The organism is Haloarcula sediminis, assembly GCF_035656455.1.
Classification (GTDB): Archaea; Halobacteriota; Halobacteria; order Halobacteriales; family Haloarculaceae; genus Haloarcula; species Haloarcula sediminis.
Genome location: NZ_JAYMGA010000009.1, coordinates 35,508 through 50,571, shown reverse-complemented (window position 1 = coordinate 50,571; position 15,064 = coordinate 35,508). Strand labels below are relative to the sequence as shown.

The window sequence follows — 15,064 nt, the reverse complement described above, 5'->3', positions numbered from 1 at the left end:
CGTGGCGAGTGTCTCCGTCTCCCATCTCATCCTCTTTATCGCCTCGATGATGATAGCCGCAAGCGTCGCCGGTGTGTTCACCAGCAGCATCGGGCAGCTGAGCGGCGCCATCTCCGAGCAGGGGTTCGACGTCAGCAGTGACGTCCGGACCGACATCGAGGTGATATCCGACAGCGGGAGCGACGCCATTTACGACAGCGGAACCATCACGCTGTACGTCAAAAACACCGGCACGGAACGGCTGGCCGCCGACCCGGGCGTGCTGGATATCCTCGTCAACGGCCAGTTCGTCACCGACTACTCGGTGACACGGGCCGACGGTGACGGCGCCTGGCAGCCCGGCACCGTCGTCCGGCTGGAGATCCAGCAGTCGCTGGACGCCGGCGACCACCGCGTCCAGATAACTGTCAACGGTGACGAGGAGGTGTTTGAGTTCCGACTATGAGCATCGCAAGTACTGACCTGTTCTCGCTTGGACTGGACGACCACGACCGACTGAACAAGGAACTCGGCGGAGGTATCCCGCCGGGCAGTATCATCCTCGTCGAGGGTGACTACGGGGCCGGCAAGTCGGCCATGAGCCAGCGTTTCACCTATGGGCTCTGTGAGGAGGGCCACGACGTGACCTACCTCTCGACGGAGCTGACGGTCGGGAGCTTCCTCGACCAGATGCACTCGCTGTCCTATGACATGGTCGATCACATCTTAGACGAGAACGTCCTCTTCCTGCATGCCGACATCGGGGACTCGAACACGTTCTCGGGCAACGACGAGGAGCAGGACCGCAAGGAGCTGCTCCGTCGGCTGATGGAGGCCGACGTGATGTGGGACGCCGACGTCGTCGTCATCGACACGTTCGACGCCATCCTCCGCAACGACCCCAAGTTCGAGGCCCTGGTCCGCCAGAACGACGAGCGCCAGGCCGCTCTGGAGATAATATCCTACTTCCGGGACATCATCTCGGAGGGCAAATGCATCATGATAACCGTCGACCCGTCGACGCTGGACGAGGAGGCCATCGGCCCCTTCCGCGCCATCGCCGACGTGTTCATCGAACTGGAGATGATCGAGGTCGGCAACGACACCCGCCGCCAGATAAACGTCCTCCGCTTTGCCGGGATGGGCGAACAGGTCGGTGACACTATCGGGTTCTCGGTTCGGTCGGGGACCGGGATCGTCATCGAATCGCGGAGCGTCGCCTAGGGGGTATCCACGCTATGACAGACCACGGACGCGCGAAACCATCAGACGAACTGCGACAGATAGCGGCCCGTCGGCCCCACCTGCGGGACCATCTGAAGAAGTTCAAACAGATCACCGGGGAGTTCCCGATGCTTATCGACGAGGCCGACAGCGACTACGAGTCCGACCGGCCCAACGTCCTCTACCCGGTCGGGGGCCCCATCTTCTGTCACGTCTACGGCGACATCGGCCAGGACACGAAGTACTACGCCATCGAGCCCGAACTCGACGAGGACGAGAGCGTCGTCTTCGATAAGGTCCGGAACCGACTCCTCCAGAAGAGCGTCAACAAGCCAGCCCCCGAGAGCGAATCGGAGTACGACGACCGCATCGAGGAACTCCTCCAGGAGACCACCCGAATCCGCAACGAGGACAGCGACAGCGGCGTCCTCACCCGACTGCAGAACATCACCGACGTCGGCAGCGTCGAAGTCACCGAGTCCACCTACGAGAACATCCTCTATCGGCTCAACCGCGACATCGTCGGGCTCGGCCCCCTGGAGCCGGTGATGCGCGACCCGGCCAACGAGGACATCCACGTCATCGGCCGGGACGAGTGCCACGTCGACCACGGGGTCTACGGGATGCTCCAGACCACTGTCGAGTGGGAGAGCGAGGAGTCTTTCGACCAGTGGCTGCGCAACATGGGCGAGCGGATGGGCGACCCCGTCTCGGACTCGGACCCCATCGTCGACTCCACGCTGCCCGATGGCTCGCGTCTGAACCTCATCTACTCCGACGACGTGAGCCTCAAGGGCCCCTCCCTCACTATCCGTCAGGGCGACGAGATACCCCTCTCTATCTTCCAGATTACGAAGTGGGCGACCCTCTCGCCCGAGCTGGCGGCGTACCTCTGGCTCTGTCTGGAAAACGAGCAGACGGTGTTCGTCGTCGGGGAGACCGCCTCGGGCAAGACGACGACGCTGAACGCCATCACCTCGTTCATCCCCGACGACGCGAAGATATACACCGCGGAGGACACCGCCGAGGTGCTCCCACCCCACAACACGTGGCAACAGCTCCTGACCCGTGAGGGCGAGGACGAGGGGACGAGTATCGACATGTTCGACCTCGTCGCCGCCGCGCTGCGTTCGCGTCCCGACTACATCATCGTGGGCGAGGTCCGTGGGGAGGAGGGTCGGATGGCCTTCCAGGCGGCCCAGACCGGCCACCCCGTCATGCTTACCTTCCACGCCAGCGACATCGTCTCGATGATCCAGCGGTTCACCGGCGAACCCATCAACGTCCCCGAGACGTTCATGGACGTCGCCGACGTGGCGCTGTTCCAGAACCGCGTCAAACAGGGCGACGACGTGCTTCGCCGGGTCACGAGCGTCCAGGAGATAGAGGGGTACTCCAAGGAGATGGACGGCGTCGTCACCCGGCAGGTGTTCAACTGGGACCCCGTCGAGGACGAGATCGTCTTCCAGGGGATGAACAACTCCTTCGTCCTCGAAGAGCAGATCGCCACGCTGCTTGGGTACGAGGACACCCGCGACATCTACGACGACCTCCGGTTCCGCGCCGACCTGATAGAACGCGCCATCCAGGAGGGTATCACCGGCTACCACGAGGTCAACGACTTCATCTCGGACTTCCAGCGCGACGGCGTCGAAGGGATTCCGTTCAACATCTCCCGGCCCAACTGACCATGGCCCAAAGCGAAGCCGAGAGCGGCATCGAACTGACCATCACCGAGACCGTCCAGGGCCTGGTGGAGTCGTACCGCCAGATGACGATTCCCCTGGAGCGGTACCTCTTTTTCATCCTGATTCCCTCTATCGTCTTTTTCATCCTCTCGGTCGTGGCGGCCGTGCTGCTTGACCTGTCGATGATGATTCGGGCACCCATCCCGCTGCTTGGCTTCCTGGCGATGGCCTCGGCCCTCTTCTATCCCAAGATTTTGCTCTCCCAGCGCAAGCGCGAGCTCAACAACCGCTTTCACCTCATGATCACCCACATGACGGTGCTGGCGACCACGAAAATCGACCGGATGGAGGTGTTCCGCACGCTCGCCCAGGAGGACGAGTACGGCGAACTCGCCATGGAGATGCACCGCATCGTCCAGCTCGTCGACACGTGGAACCAGAGCCTCGACGACGCCTGTCGCCGCCGCGCAAAGCAGGTACCAAGCGAGGCCTTCGCCGACTTCCTCGACCGGCTGGCCTACACGCTCGGGGCCGGCCAGTCCTTAGAGGACTACTTGCTGTCCGAACAGGAGCAGATCATCCAGCACTACACCACGGTCTATCGCTCCTCGCTCGACAGCCTGGAGGTCATGAAAGACCTCTACCTGTCGATGATCCTCTCGATGACGTTCGCCCTGGTGTTTGCCGTCGTCCTGCCGGTGCTTACCGGGACGAACCCGACGATGACCGTAAGCGCCGTCATCGTGATGTACATCTTCGTCCAGTCGGGCTTCTATCTCGCCATCCGGTCGATGGCACCCTACGACCCGGTGTGGTTCCACCCCGAGGAGTATCCCTCGCCCATCGAGGAGCGCCTCGACAAGTCGATGTACGCCGGCGTCGGGCTCTCGGCCGTCCTCCTTTTTGTCACGCTCGGGGGGATGTTCGGCGTCTCGCCGATCGGACTCGAAGAGCTCTTTTTCTTCCTCGACTCGGTCCCGCTGCCGTTCTACGCCGTCGTCCCCATCACCCCGATGCTCATCCCCGGCATCGTCTTCCGTCAGGAAGAACAGCGGGTCAAGAGCCGCGACGAGGCGTTCCCCAGCTTCATCCGCGCGCTGGGTGCGACCGAGGGGGCCAAACAGTCCACGACCGGTCAGGTGCTTCGCACCCTCCGAAAGAAGGACTTCGGCGCCTTGACCCCCAACGTCGATGATCTCTACAAGCGGCTCAACATGCGCATCGAACCCACCGCCGCGTGGCGCTTCTTTACGGCTGACTGTCGCTCCTACCTCATTCAGACGTTCTCCGAGATGTACCTCATCGGCCGCGAGATGGGTGGCTCGCCCAAACAACTGGGCGAGCTCATCGCCGCCAACATGAACCAGGTGTTGCAACTGCGCCAGAAGCGCAAACAGGCGACCACGACGATGGTCGGCCTGCTGTACGGGATTACCGCCGCCTCGACGTTCGCTTTCTTCATCGGCCTGCAGGTCGTCAACATCCTCGCGGAAATGTCTCTGGACCTCAACGCCGGCAGCCGGCTCGACGTCAACTCCCTCATCAACACCAGCGTCTACAACATCCCCCTCATCGAGTTTCTCCTGGTCGTCATCATCATGTTCTCGGCCATGCTGTCGGCGCTGATGATACGGACCATCGACGGCGGCCACAAGGGCAACACCTACCTGCATTTCGTCTTGCTGGCCTGGATCGGCGGGGTCACGGGGACCTTCACGAAGTGGCTGGTGACGCAGTTTCTGCAAATCTAAATTTTTACTTCGGGGGGTGTCCTCGCGCCGAAGGCGCTGCGGGCACCCCCCTCGCAAAAATTTAGTACAAAAAGGCCGGAAGCGCGCCATCTGGCGCGCTTCCGGTGAACCGGCGGCAAAGCCGCCGGATGCTCTGGTCAGCCTGCCCTTCCCCGCCTTCGCTCGGGCGTGGCAGTGCCACGCCACTCGCGCACGGCCGGTCGAAGGACCGGTCACGAGAGAAGCCATCAGACAGCCACAATCACAAGCACAAACGCCAGAATCGGGAGCAATAACTCCCGGAAAAGCCCCATCGGCGCACGCAGCGTCGCTCCAAACTTTTGTCGTCCCCATTGGAGCCAGTTCCTGAACCGAGATTCCTGTTGGGTCAGGGTATTCTTTCGGGGTTGTTCTGGGACATCGACAGAGCCGTCGACCGCAACGTCGGGGCTGGAATCGTATTCGGGCTCAGGAGTCGTTCCGTAGGTCTGTGTTTGCTCCATTTCAACCGCTTCTGGACCCTGGCTGCCCGTATTCGGCAAATCCGTATCACGGACTGGTCTGAACGCTGTCCCCCCGCAGTTTCGACATGCGCTCGGGTTCTGCGTGTGTACCGTCCCACAACGCCCACAGGCCCAGTTCATTCGTCCTCTATTTGCTAAGGCGCTGTAACATAGCTACTGTCTATCGACAGCGCCGACGCTCACGGACTGTGCAAAAGAAAAGCGCGGTGAGACGGCCTACTTAGTCGTCGGCGGGCGCGGCGCCGCCCTCGTCCTCGTGCTGGGCCTTCGTGTGGGAGAGCTTCCCACCGGCGGCCAGAATCTCGCGTTCTCGCTCGGAGGCGTCGAGGTAGCCCGACGCTTCCCAGTCGTCGTTGACGCGGATGGTGAACTCCTCCTGCCCGGAGCGCACCGCGTCGGCGGCGTCGTCGACGATCTCGATGTCGTCGCCCTGCTCGATTTTCTCGTAGGTGTCCTCGTCGATGGTGAGCGGGACGATACCGAAGTTGAAGAGGTTCGCCTTGTGGATGCGGGCGAAGCTCTGTGCGAGGACGGTCTCGATACCGAGATACATCGGACACAGCGCCGCGTGCTCGCGCGAGGAGCCCTGCCCGTAGTTCTCGCCCGCCACGAGGACGCCGCCGTCGGCGTCCAGCGCGCGCTGGGCGAACGTGTCGTCGACTCGCGAGAGCGTGAACTCCGAGAGCTTCGGGACGTTCGACCGGTACATCAGGATGTCCTGCGTGGCCGGGATGATGTGGTCCGTGGTGATGTTGTCCTCCATCTTCAGGAGGGCCTCACCGCCGACCTCGGTCTCGAGGGGGTCTTTCAGTGGCACGTCGCCGATGTTCGGGCCCTTGATGAGCTCGTCGTCGACGGCCTCGTCGGGCGCGATGAGGTCCGATTCGGAGCTGCCGATGTACTGGTCGGGCATCTCCAGGCCGGGGGCCTCGAGGTCGCCCAGTTCCTCGGCGAGGTCGCGCGGGTCGACGATTTCGCCCTTGATGGCCGCCGCGGTGGCGACCTCCGGCGAACAGAGGTAGACGTTGTCGTCCTCGATACCGGAGCGGCCCTCGAAGTTGCGGTTGAAGGTCCGCAGCGACACCGAGTCGGAGGCGGGGACGTGGCCGATGCCGATACAGGCACCACACGTCGCTTCCGAGAAGTTGACGCCGGCGGCCATCATCTCCGCGGTCCAGCCCTCGCGGGCCAGCATCTCGGAGGCCTGCTTGGAGCCGGGGGCGACGATCATCTCGGTCTTCTTGTCGATGTTGCGCCCTTCGAGCATCTTCGCGCCGGGGAGGATGTCCTCGTAGGCGCCGTTGGTACAGGAGCCGATCATCACCTGGTCGACGTCCGTGCCGGCGACCTCGCTGACCGGGACGACGTTGTCCGGCATGGAGGGTTTGGCGATGAGGGGTTCGAGCTCCGAGAGATCGACGACGATCTCGTCGGCGTACTCGGCGTCCTCGTCGGGACCGATGTCGACGTGGACGTCCTCGCGGCCGAGCCGTTCGAGGTAGTCTTTCGTGTTCTCGTCGGTCGGGAAGATTGAGGAGGTCGCGCCGAGCTCGGTCCCCATGTTGGTGATGGTGGTCCGCTCGGGCACCGAGAGGGTCTCGACGCCGGGGCCGGTGTATTCGAGCACCTTGCCGACGCCGCCCTTGACCGAGAGGCGACGGAGCAACTCGAGGATGACGTCCTTGGCGGTGGCCCACTCGGGCAGCTCGCCTTCGAGTCGGACGTTGACGACCTCGGGCATCTCGATGTAGTAGGCGCCGCCACCCATGGCGACGGCCACGTCGAGGCCACCGGAGCCGATGGCGAGTTCGCCCAGGCCACCGGGCGTCGGCGTGTGGGAGTCCGAGCCAAGCATCGTCTTGCCGGGCGCGGCGAAGTTCTCCTTGTGGACGTTGTGACAGATGCCGTTGCCGGGCCGCGAGAAGTGCGCACCGAAGGTACCGGCGGCCGAGCGCAGGAAGCGGTGGTCGTCCGTGTTCTTGAAGTCGAACTGGTAGGTCTGGTGGTCACAGTACTGGGCGGCCAGCTCGGTCTGGACCTCTTCGAGGCCGAGGGCCTCGAACTGCAGCCAGACGAGCGTCCCCGTCGTGTCCTGTGTCAGCACCTGGTCGATTTCGATACCGATCTCCTCTCCGGGGGTCAGTTCCCCTTCGACGAGATGGTCGTCGAGAATCTTTTCCGTGAGCGTCTGTCCCATAACGTCCGTCAATCGACGGCGCGCCGGTATAAATCCCGCGTATCCCTCCCTATTTTTCATCATCCGACAACCCCCGGCGGTGTCGAACGGTAGCGTTTTCGCCGTTGCGGTGCCAGCGACGGTATGTTCGAGAGCGGACGGTTCGTGGCCGACAGGCTCGACGACCTCACTGCGGCACAGATACAGCCAAACGGCGTCGACCTGACGCTTGGCGCGGTGTACGAGCAGGTCGAACCCGGCCGCGTCGGCCGGGACGGCAAGACGGTCGGTGACCGGCGGGAGGTCGAGCCGGAGGACGGCGTCTATACCCTCGATACGGGCGGTTACATCGTCGAGTACGGCGACCGCGTGGTCATCCCCGACGGCCACGTGGGCTTTCTGTACCCCCGGTCGTCCCTGCTGCGCAACTCCTGTATGCTGAACACCGCCGTCTGGGACGCGGGCTACGAGGGCCGCGGCGAGGGGTTGCTTCAGGTCCACCACCCCATCGAACTCGAAGCCGGCGCGCGCATCGCCCAGCTAGTCCTCGCCGAGGCGGCCCACGAAGGCACGTACGAGGGGAGCTATCAGGGCGAAAACCTCCCGTAGGGCCCGCTGCCGTGTCGACACCTCTCACACCATGCTGCGCATTTAAGTGGTATCGGCAAGTAATATAGCTTGGTGGTGGCGACGTCGGGCGACTCGTGCCTCTGACAGCCCCTCTCGGCTCGCCCCACACAGCTGCCGGCTGTACCGAACCGGCGGAATCCGCCGCTCGGCGTTGAACAGACAGCCGCCGGTGTGGCCTGTCTGACCGTCGCTGTTTGCCAGAGTTTTATGTAAGTTGCAGCCGGAATCTGTTACGTGATAGTCACATTTCACATAGAGACAGGGTTCCTTCGAGCGGCCGCGGGTCGGCTACCCGACGGCGCCGTCTCGATACAGCGCCTCCACCGCGTCGACGGTGGCTGTCGGGCATCCGTCTGGGTCGACGTGTCCGACCGCGACACCGTGGACTCGGCGCTGGCCGGCGACGACACCGCCGGTCCGACGTCGCATCTGGGGCCAGAAGCAGAGGGTCACTGGTACGCCATCACGACGGTCGACGAACCGCTGGACGCGATGAGTCGCGGGCTCCTCACAGCCGACGGGATGCTTGTCCGGGCAGACCTGATCGACGACGAGTGGGTCGTCCAGGCCCGGTTCCCCGACCGGAGTTCACTGCTCACGTTCCGGGAAGACCTCGTCGCCGATGGGTTCGACGTGGAAGTCAAACGGATGCGCGAGGACGAGGACGAGGCGTCGACGCAGTTCGGCGTGACTGACCCACAGCGGGAGGTCCTGTTGCTCGCGCTGGAGCGGGGCTACTACACCGTCCCGCGCAACGCCTCGCTGTCGGACCTCGCTGCCCAGCTGGACATCTCCAGCCAGGCCGCCTCCGAGCGGCTCCGGCGGGGCACACAGACACTCGTCGCGAACACGCTCGCCGCGCCCGCGCGCCCGTCCATCGGGTCACGCCAGCACTGACACGTGGGTCGTCGCTGTCGGGAGCGACCCCGGACATCACCAGCCCCTGGCCCGTCTCGCGGGCTGTTTCACGCTCTGAAACAGCTCGTAGCCCGTTATACGGGTACGGTGTGTATATCCGTCTATGCAATCGGACAACGGGACCGTGTACATGATACGGGGTCGCGACGACGAGTGGGTCAGCCCCGAGCCCGCCGAGGCGGTCATCACCGAGGCGCTGTTCGACGCCACCGACCTCACCGACGAGGACATCGACTACATCGGGTCCTACGTCGACGCGGCGAAGCTGCGCGCGGTCGTCGGCGACGGTGACGACGACACCGTCACTTTCGACGTCGAGGGCAACGAGGTCACGGTGACGGCGGGTGGCGACGTGACGGTGGCCTAACCCCTATCCAGCATCCATATATCGCCACACCGTGAGATGGCAGGTATGACACGAGTCGCACTCATCGCTCACGACGACGAGAAGCCGACGATGATAGACCTCGTCGAGGAGTACGAGGACGTACTCGCGACGTTTGATCTGGTCGCGACGGGTACGACCGGACAGCGCATCACGACCGAGACGGGTCTGGAGGTCGAACGCAAGGAGAGCGGCCCCGTCGGCGGGGACACGCAGATCGGCGCGGAGGTCGTCGAGGGCGAGGTCGACGGCGTCGTCTTCCTGCAGGACCCGATGACGGCCCAGCCACACGAGCCCGATATCGGCGCCCTGGTGCGCATCTGTGACGTCCACAACGTGCCCCTGGCGACGTGCCGGCCGGCCGGCGAGTACATCATCGAGGGGCTCGCCCGCGACGCCGAAGCGACCGATCAGTCGGCGTAGTCGGGCCGTTGCTCGTAGTCGATTGGGTCTCTCTCCCCCAGCGCCTGGAAGGATTCGAGCCGGAACGCGCAGGCGTCACAGGTCCCACACGCGGGCTCGTCGCTGCGGTAACAGCTCCACGTGTCCGCGTAGGGGACCCCCAGTTCGAGGCCGCGCTCGGCGATGTCGGTCTTGGACCACTCGACGAACGGCGCCAGCAGTTCGATCTCCGTCTCCGGTTTCGTCCCCACGTCGACCACGGTCTGGAAGGCCTCGAAGAAGGCGGGCCGGCAGTCGGGATACCCCGAGAAGTCCTCGCTGTGGGCGCCGATGAAGACGGCGCCACAGTCGTTGGCCTCGGCGTAGGACACCGCCATCGACAGCAGATTGGCGTTGCGGAAGGGGACGTAGGAACTGGGAATCTCGTCGCTGTCGGTGTCGGCCTCCGCGACGTCCATCCCGTCGTCGGTGAGCGACGACCCCCCTATCTGCTGGAGGTGGCTCGTCTCGACGTGACAGAAGTCGGCCGCGTCGACGTGGTCCGCAAGCGCCGTCGCACACTCGAACTCCCGTTGTTCGGTGTTCTGTCCGTAGCTCGTATGCAGGAGATACAGCTCCTCGTAGCCGCGTGCCTGTGCCTCGTAGGCCGCCGTGGCGCTGTCCATGCCGCCCGAGGCGAGCACGACAGCGCGGGTGTCGGTGGTCATCGTGGTAGCGGTAGCAAAGTTTAGTCAGGTGCCCGGCGCGTCGTTCCAGAGGTCCACGTGCAGCCGCGGGGTGTACCGGTAGCCATACTCCAGGGCCAGGTCCGCGACGACGCGGCGGGTCTCGTCCAGCTGTTCGCGGGTCCGTCCTTCCGGCATCAACAGCACGTCGTCGTCGGGGACGGGTGCGTCGGCGGCATCGCGCACGTCGCCGACCAGCGCCTCGATTTCGGCCATATCCGCCGGCCCGGTGACGACGAACTTGAGTTGCGTCTCGTAGTTCTCGACGAGCGCGGCCAGGGTGTCCACGTCGAGGCGCCGGTCCTCGTGGCGGTCGGCCCACTCGCCGTCGCCCTTCGGGTCCCGCTCGGGCGTCGGCGTACTCGATTCGAGCTTTGGGCTCACGCTCGCCAGGTCGATGGGCGCGTCGACGGGGATGGTGCCGTTGGTCTCGACGGTGGTGTGATAGCCCCGGTCGGCGAGTGCCGAAAGCAGGTCCACGCTCGCGTCGTGGACCAGCGGCTCGCCGCCGGTCAGGACGACGTGGTCGGCGTCGTAGTCGTCCACCGCGGCGACGATGTCGTCGACGCTGTACCAGTCGCCCGTCGGCTCCCAGGAGGTGTGATAGGAGTCACAGAACCAACAGCGCAAGTTGCAGCCACTGGTGCGGACGAAGACGCTCGGCACGCCCGCCAGGCGCCCCTCGCCCTGCAGCGAGCAGAACAGCTCATTGATTGGGAGGTCGCCGTCGGCCGCGTCCGCGCTTCGCTCGACGGCCTCGTCCAGCCCATCGGTGTCGCTGGCGACCGGCATCAGCGGGTGCAGAGCTCGCTCGTCTCCCGCACCGCCACGCGCACCTCGGAGACGGTCTCGGGAAGTCGGTCTGTCAGCCTGTCCTCTAAGATGGCGGCCATCACCTCCGCCGTCGGCGGATGCTCCAGCACGACCAGGGCGTCCCCGTCGCCGCTTTCCTCGAAGGCCTCGACCAGCGGGTCGCCCTGTTCGACCAGGAAGCGGTGGTCCCACTCGTCGATGACGCTCGTCACCTCGCCCTTGTCGACGACCCAGCCCTCGTCCGTGAGCTCGCCCGTCACGCGGACGGTGACCTCGTAGTTGTGGCCGTGCGGGCGCGAGCACTTCCCGTCGTGGTGCATGAGCCGGTGGCCCGCCGAGATGCGGATCGGCCGGTCGCCGCCGACGACGAGCTCCCGCTCGCCCGCCGTGGCGACTGGGTCGGCCGACTCGGATATTCGCTGGGGCATATCCCGTGATTATCGGAGGTCGACATAAGTCGTTCGGCAGGCCAACGGTGTGAGAGACAGGCACAAACGATAGGTCGGTAGAGCCCTCACCGGCACGTATGACCCGAGACGCCGTCGAGCAGGGGTTCGACCGGTACCTCAGCGACCTCGTGGACGAGACCTACGAGGCCTTCGACGTGGCGGCCGTCCTCCGGGGCTCCCAGAGTGGCGGGTCCCGCGCGGCGAGCAAGCTCCTGAAGAACAGCCGGCCGCTGGAACGTCACGTCGTCCGGCCCAAGCTCCGGGAGTACCAGCGGACGCTCCGCCGGCAGTTCGACCCCGTACTCGACTACGCCGCTGACCGGGAGGCCGACTTCGCCGCCTACGCCGACGAGGTGCTCGCCCGGGACCTCTACTGGGACTCGCTCCGCCGGGACGTTCGCGGCCAGCGCCGCGAGGCCATCAGGGAGCGACTGCTCTCGCGCCAGCGCGCCTTCGGCGACGCGCTCGCGCCGCTGGTGGCGGCCGACAGCGACGACTTCTTCGGGGCCGTCGCCGCGGCCTACGACCGCGAGGCGGCGCTGTCGATGGTCGACGAGCACTTCGTGTTCACCACGCCGCTGCGGGACGAGCGCGAGGCCTTCGCGTTCGAGCTGACTATCGACCCCGGCGACGTGCTGGGCGGGCTGGCCCGGGCGCTCCCGACCCTCGACGTCGAGTTCACCGACGAGGCGCTCCGGTCGATGCGCCGGGCCGAACAGCGCGTCATCCCGCAGGCGAAGGCGGACATCGAGCGGGCCTACGAGACGTGACCGCTCGTTGCCAGTGAACCACCACGCCCCAGCCCTTCGCCCGCTGAGCGGACCCGCCGACGCTCACCGGCGGGGGTCGGTCTCCACTATCGCCGCCTCGTACTCCCCGGCAAACGTCATGAGCTCCCCGACTGGCTCCGGATACGCGGCTCGTGTTATCTCCTCGTCCTCGTAGGTGACCAGCCCGGCCTCGGCGAGAAGCGGCAGGTGAGCGTGGACGAGCTCTATCTGGACTTTCGCCCACTCGTCCGGGCTGGCGGTCTGGTCGCCGGCGAGGATATCGGTGAGCTCGTCCAACGTCACGGACGACTCCGGCGGCAACGCCGCCAGCAGCCGACGGCGCGTGCTGTTTGTCAGCGCCTCGAAGAGGTCGTCGGGCGGCGGATAGTCGATGCCGCTCTCCCCGGTGATGAACTCCAGATCGGACGCTTGGTCCTCTTGGCTCCCCATATGGCTGTCATTTCTGGCTTCGCCGACGCCACTAATATATGTTGCTGTGAAATCACTAATCCAGTCTTCGCCCGCTGGTGACAGTCCGCGCCGCGAACGCTCACAGGTATCTATCACCCACGCTTTGCTCACAGACAGCGGGCGGCGAGATTCACACCGAGTGGAGACGGTCGGCCTCCCGCGGTCGGCCGCTGTGACTCCCCGGGTTCGCATCCACGGGCTGTTTGCACGGCTCACTGTCGTTCGCCGGCAAACGGGCGGCGAGGGATTCGAACCGCCTGCACTTCGCTCCCGCCGGTCGCTCGTGCCGTGCTTCGAATCCTCGCTGCCGGTTCGTTCGACGGTTCGCGTCGCTCACCGTCTCACTGTACGGGCGGCGAGGGATTCGAACCCCCGACCATCTGGTCCGGAACCAGGCGTTCTGTCCGCTGAACTAGCCGCCCACAGAGCCTCGGTGGTGAAAACCGCGTCCGCTATGGCGATTCGCTGGTTTCGAGCGTGAACTCCTGTGTGGGGTAGGCCACACAGGTCAGACAGTAGCCGTCCTCCATGTCGTCGTCCATCAGGGAGTCGTTGTTGCTGTGGCGGATGTACTCCTCGGCCGGGCCGTCGGATATCTGGCCGGCACAGGAGATACACTGGCCCTCGCGGCAGGCGTAAGGGAGGTCCCACCCCTCCTCCTCGCCGGCCTCAAGCAGGTTCTCGTTGCTGGCGACCTCGATGGTCTCGCCTTCCTTCGCGAACTCGATTTCGTAGTACTCGACCTCGTCCTCGGCGATGTCGTCCGGGTCGAAGCCGGCGTCTTCCTCCTCTTCCTCGGCCTCGCCGAGTTCGCCCTCGGCCTCGCCGGCCGGGATGGCAGCTGCGCCGCCGCCGCCGATGGAGCGGTTGTACGGCTCCGGGAACTCCGTCTCCGGCACCGTCGCGGCGCGCTGTTCGAGGACCTCCTGCGAGATGTCCTCCGAAGCCTCCCAGCCGGTCCCTTTCGCGTAGTGTAACACTACGACAAGGAGGGTCAGCGTGGCCCCGGAGAGGACGCCTACGAGTGATACCATATCGGTGGCTTTGGAGTACTGATTTAATTAGCTGTTGTTTTTTCGGTCCCAATCCGCCGTCCTCCCGTGCCCGCGCCCGCCGTTTGCAGTCGTGTCGTTGCCAACCCGGATGGCTGTGTCCGCTGGCGCCCGTGCCTGCACTGTGGCCGCTCACAGTCGGGCGACGTGTCACATCGCTCGCAGTCGGACCGCGGTCACTCCCGACGCGGGACCTCGTGCCGGCCGAAGCCGTAGCGCAGCCGACTGGCCAGGCGACGGGAGAACCGGCCGTCGTCGGCTCGCGAGCCAAAGCGCTCCCCGAGCGCCTGGTAGATGAGCGGCACCGGGACCTCCTGTTCCAGCGCTTCCTGGACGGTCCAGGTGCCCGTCGAGCCCCCTTCCACGCGGTCGGCCACGTCGCCGAGGTCGTTGCCCTCCTCGCGGAAGGCCTCCTCGCAGAGTTCCAGCAGCCACGAGCGGATGACCGCGCCGTTGTTCCAGGTGTTTGCCACCGCTTCGAGGTCGAGGTCGTAGCGGCCGTTGGCCAGCAGCTCGAACCCTTCACCGTAGGCCTGCATGAGCGCGTACTCGACGCCGTTGTGGACCATCTTGACGTAGTGACCCGACCCGGCCGGCCCCATGCGGTCGTGTCCGTCCGGTCCCGTGGCGACGGCGTCGAAGACGGGGACGAGTTCGTCGTAGGCCCACTGCTTGCCGCCGACCATCAGCGAGAAGCCAAGCTCCGCGCCGGCGGGGCCGCCGGAGGTGCCACAGTCGAGATACGCCGCCTCGGTCTTTGCCGCCCGCCGAATCGAGTCCTCGAAGTGGGAGTTGCCGCCGTCGACGACGACGTCGTTGCGGTCGACGTGTGGCTCCAGTTCGTCCAGGGCCGCGTCGACGGGGTCGCCCGCGGGCACCATCAGCCAGATGCGCTTATCGCCCGAGAGCGACTCGGCGACGTCCGGGATGGACTCCGCGGGTCGTGCGCCCGCGTCGGCCGCGTCCGCCACGGATTGTTCGTCGATATCGAAGGCGACCACGTCGTGGCCCGCATCCAGCACGCGGTCGACGACGATGCGTCCCATCCGCCCGAGTCCGATGACGCCGAGTTCCATATCGGAGACTCAGTGACCGGGCAGGTAGGGGTTGCGGTTCGACTGCCCGGAA

The 15,064-nt window shown here is 65.3% G+C and carries 16 protein-coding genes and 1 tRNA gene; 9 read left to right on the top strand and 8 right to left on the bottom strand.

All coding sequences use genetic code 11. The annotated features are described in order from the left end of the window. Window position 1: 1 nt before the first annotated feature. The 4 genes from VJ162_RS15285 to flaJ are packed head-to-tail and all read left to right on the top strand — an operon-like array spanning window position 2 to window position 4,642. Complete coding sequence (locus VJ162_RS15285) at window positions 2-445, top strand: flagellar protein G (protein ID WP_324665498.1); 444 nt, start codon at window positions 2-4, stop codon at window positions 443-445. Then, complete coding sequence (locus VJ162_RS15280) at window positions 442-1,203, top strand: ATPase domain-containing protein (RefSeq protein WP_324665497.1); 762 nt, start codon at window positions 442-444, stop codon at window positions 1,201-1,203. The genes VJ162_RS15285 and VJ162_RS15280 overlap by 4 nt, the downstream gene beginning before the upstream one ends. 14 nt (window positions 1,204-1,217) lie before the next feature. Further along, a complete protein-coding gene (locus VJ162_RS15275; RefSeq protein WP_324665495.1) occupies window positions 1,218-2,891 on the top strand; it encodes a type II/IV secretion system ATPase subunit in 1,674 nt (557 codons plus the stop codon). A gap of 2 nt (window positions 2,892-2,893) precedes the next feature. Then, complete coding sequence (flaJ, locus tag VJ162_RS15270) at window positions 2,894-4,642, top strand: archaellar assembly protein FlaJ (protein WP_324665493.1); 1,749 nt, start codon at window positions 2,894-2,896, stop codon at window positions 4,640-4,642. 723 nt (window positions 4,643-5,365) lie between these two features. Here the strand turns inward: flaJ and VJ162_RS15265 are convergent. After that, window positions 5,366-7,342 carry an aconitate hydratase gene (locus VJ162_RS15265; RefSeq protein ID WP_324665491.1) on the bottom strand — a complete coding sequence of 659 codons (1,977 nt, stop codon included), beginning with the start codon at window positions 7,340-7,342 and terminating at the stop codon, window positions 5,366-5,368. Between the two features lie 123 nt (window positions 7,343-7,465). Between VJ162_RS15265 and VJ162_RS15260 the strand changes: the two genes are divergently transcribed. The 4 genes from VJ162_RS15260 (at window position 7,466) to VJ162_RS15245 (ending at window position 9,677) form a co-directional block, all read left to right on the top strand. Beyond that, window positions 7,466-7,930 (top strand): deoxyuridine 5'-triphosphate nucleotidohydrolase, encoded by a 465-nt coding sequence (locus VJ162_RS15260; RefSeq protein ID WP_324665490.1) that lies wholly within the window; start codon window positions 7,466-7,468, stop codon window positions 7,928-7,930. A gap of 255 nt (window positions 7,931-8,185) precedes the next feature. Then, window positions 8,186-8,848: a helix-turn-helix domain-containing protein gene (locus VJ162_RS15255; protein ID WP_324665488.1), complete on the top strand. Its 663-nt coding sequence runs from the start codon at window positions 8,186-8,188 to the stop codon at window positions 8,846-8,848. Window positions 8,849-8,972: 124 nt separating this feature from the next. Then, window positions 8,973-9,236 carry a HalOD1 output domain-containing protein gene (locus VJ162_RS15250; protein ID WP_324665487.1) on the top strand — a complete coding sequence of 88 codons (264 nt, stop codon included), beginning with the start codon at window positions 8,973-8,975 and terminating at the stop codon, window positions 9,234-9,236. 45 nt (window positions 9,237-9,281) lie between these two features. Further along, entirely contained in the window at window positions 9,282-9,677 is a 396-nt protein-coding gene (locus VJ162_RS15245) for a methylglyoxal synthase (protein ID WP_324665485.1), read from the top strand. On the opposite strand, the gene queC is transcribed toward VJ162_RS15245, so the two are convergent. Genes queC through VJ162_RS15230 form a run of 3 tightly spaced genes read right to left on the bottom strand, consistent with a single transcriptional unit; the run spans window position 9,665 to window position 11,622 of the window. Continuing rightward, a complete protein-coding gene (gene queC, locus VJ162_RS15240) occupies window positions 9,665-10,363 on the bottom strand; it encodes a 7-cyano-7-deazaguanine synthase QueC (protein ID WP_324665484.1) in 699 nt (232 codons plus the stop codon). The genes VJ162_RS15245 and queC overlap by 13 nt on opposite strands. Before the next feature lie 24 nt (window positions 10,364-10,387). Continuing rightward, a complete protein-coding gene (locus VJ162_RS15235; protein WP_324665483.1) occupies window positions 10,388-11,173 on the bottom strand; it encodes a 7-carboxy-7-deazaguanine synthase QueE in 786 nt (261 codons plus the stop codon). Then, on the bottom strand, window positions 11,173-11,622 hold the full coding sequence (locus tag VJ162_RS15230) for a 6-pyruvoyl trahydropterin synthase family protein (RefSeq protein WP_324665481.1): 450 nt from the start codon (window positions 11,620-11,622) through the stop codon (window positions 11,173-11,175). The genes VJ162_RS15235 and VJ162_RS15230 overlap by 1 nt, the downstream gene beginning before the upstream one ends. Window positions 11,623-11,720: 98 nt before the next feature. On the opposite strand from VJ162_RS15230, the gene VJ162_RS15225 reads away from it, so the two are divergent. Then, complete coding sequence (locus VJ162_RS15225) at window positions 11,721-12,413, top strand: hypothetical protein (RefSeq protein ID WP_324665479.1); 693 nt, start codon at window positions 11,721-11,723, stop codon at window positions 12,411-12,413. Window positions 12,414-12,476: 63 nt separating this feature from the next. Here VJ162_RS15225 and VJ162_RS15220 read toward each other — a convergent pair whose 3' ends face one another. From VJ162_RS15220 to gnd, 4 genes are all read right to left on the bottom strand, one after another. Next, window positions 12,477-12,863, bottom strand: coding sequence for a winged helix-turn-helix domain-containing protein (locus VJ162_RS15220; RefSeq protein ID WP_324665477.1), 387 nt, complete (start codon window positions 12,861-12,863; stop codon window positions 12,477-12,479). Window positions 12,864-13,233: 370 nt separating this feature from the next. Further along, a tRNA-Arg gene (locus VJ162_RS15215) sits at window positions 13,234-13,306 on the bottom strand. A 30-nt stretch (window positions 13,307-13,336) separates the two neighbouring features. Next, window positions 13,337-13,918: a 2Fe-2S iron-sulfur cluster-binding protein gene (locus VJ162_RS15210; RefSeq protein ID WP_324665476.1), complete on the bottom strand. Its 582-nt coding sequence runs from the start codon at window positions 13,916-13,918 to the stop codon at window positions 13,337-13,339. 194 nt (window positions 13,919-14,112) lie between these two features. Further along, on the bottom strand, window positions 14,113-15,012 hold the full coding sequence (gnd, locus tag VJ162_RS15205) for a phosphogluconate dehydrogenase (NAD(+)-dependent, decarboxylating) (protein WP_324665475.1): 900 nt from the start codon (window positions 15,010-15,012) through the stop codon (window positions 14,113-14,115). Between the last annotated feature and the right edge of the window lie 52 nt (window positions 15,013-15,064).

Bases quoted from the DNA above. Each gene is read 5' to 3' on its own strand.
- VJ162_RS15210 (WP_324665476.1), bottom strand. From the start codon at position 13,918: ATGGTATCACTCGTAGGCGTCCTCTCCGGGGCCACGCTGACCCTCCTT.
- VJ162_RS15230 (WP_324665481.1), bottom strand. From the start codon at position 11,622: ATGCCCCAGCGAATATCCGAGTCGGCCGACCCAGTCGCCACGGCGGGC.
- VJ162_RS15280 (WP_324665497.1), top strand. From the start codon at position 442: ATGAGCATCGCAAGTACTGACCTGTTCTCGCTTGGACTGGACGACCAC.
- VJ162_RS15220 (WP_324665477.1), bottom strand. From the start codon at position 12,863: ATGGGGAGCCAAGAGGACCAAGCGTCCGATCTGGAGTTCATCACCGGG.
- flaJ (WP_324665493.1), top strand. From the start codon at position 2,894: ATGGCCCAAAGCGAAGCCGAGAGCGGCATCGAACTGACCATCACCGAG.
- VJ162_RS15225 (WP_324665479.1), top strand. From the start codon at position 11,721: ATGACCCGAGACGCCGTCGAGCAGGGGTTCGACCGGTACCTCAGCGAC.
- VJ162_RS15235 (WP_324665483.1), bottom strand. From the start codon at position 11,173: ATGCCGGTCGCCAGCGACACCGATGGGCTGGACGAGGCCGTCGAGCGA.
- gnd (WP_324665475.1), bottom strand. From the start codon at position 15,012: ATGGAACTCGGCGTCATCGGACTCGGGCGGATGGGACGCATCGTCGTC.
- VJ162_RS15250 (WP_324665487.1), top strand. From the start codon at position 8,973: ATGCAATCGGACAACGGGACCGTGTACATGATACGGGGTCGCGACGAC.
- VJ162_RS15265 (WP_324665491.1), bottom strand. From the start codon at position 7,342: ATGGGACAGACGCTCACGGAAAAGATTCTCGACGACCATCTCGTCGAA.
- queC (WP_324665484.1), bottom strand. From the start codon at position 10,363: ATGACCACCGACACCCGCGCTGTCGTGCTCGCCTCGGGCGGCATGGAC.
- VJ162_RS15245 (WP_324665485.1), top strand. From the start codon at position 9,282: ATGACACGAGTCGCACTCATCGCTCACGACGACGAGAAGCCGACGATG.
- VJ162_RS15275 (WP_324665495.1), top strand. From the start codon at position 1,218: ATGACAGACCACGGACGCGCGAAACCATCAGACGAACTGCGACAGATA.
- VJ162_RS15260 (WP_324665490.1), top strand. From the start codon at position 7,466: ATGTTCGAGAGCGGACGGTTCGTGGCCGACAGGCTCGACGACCTCACT.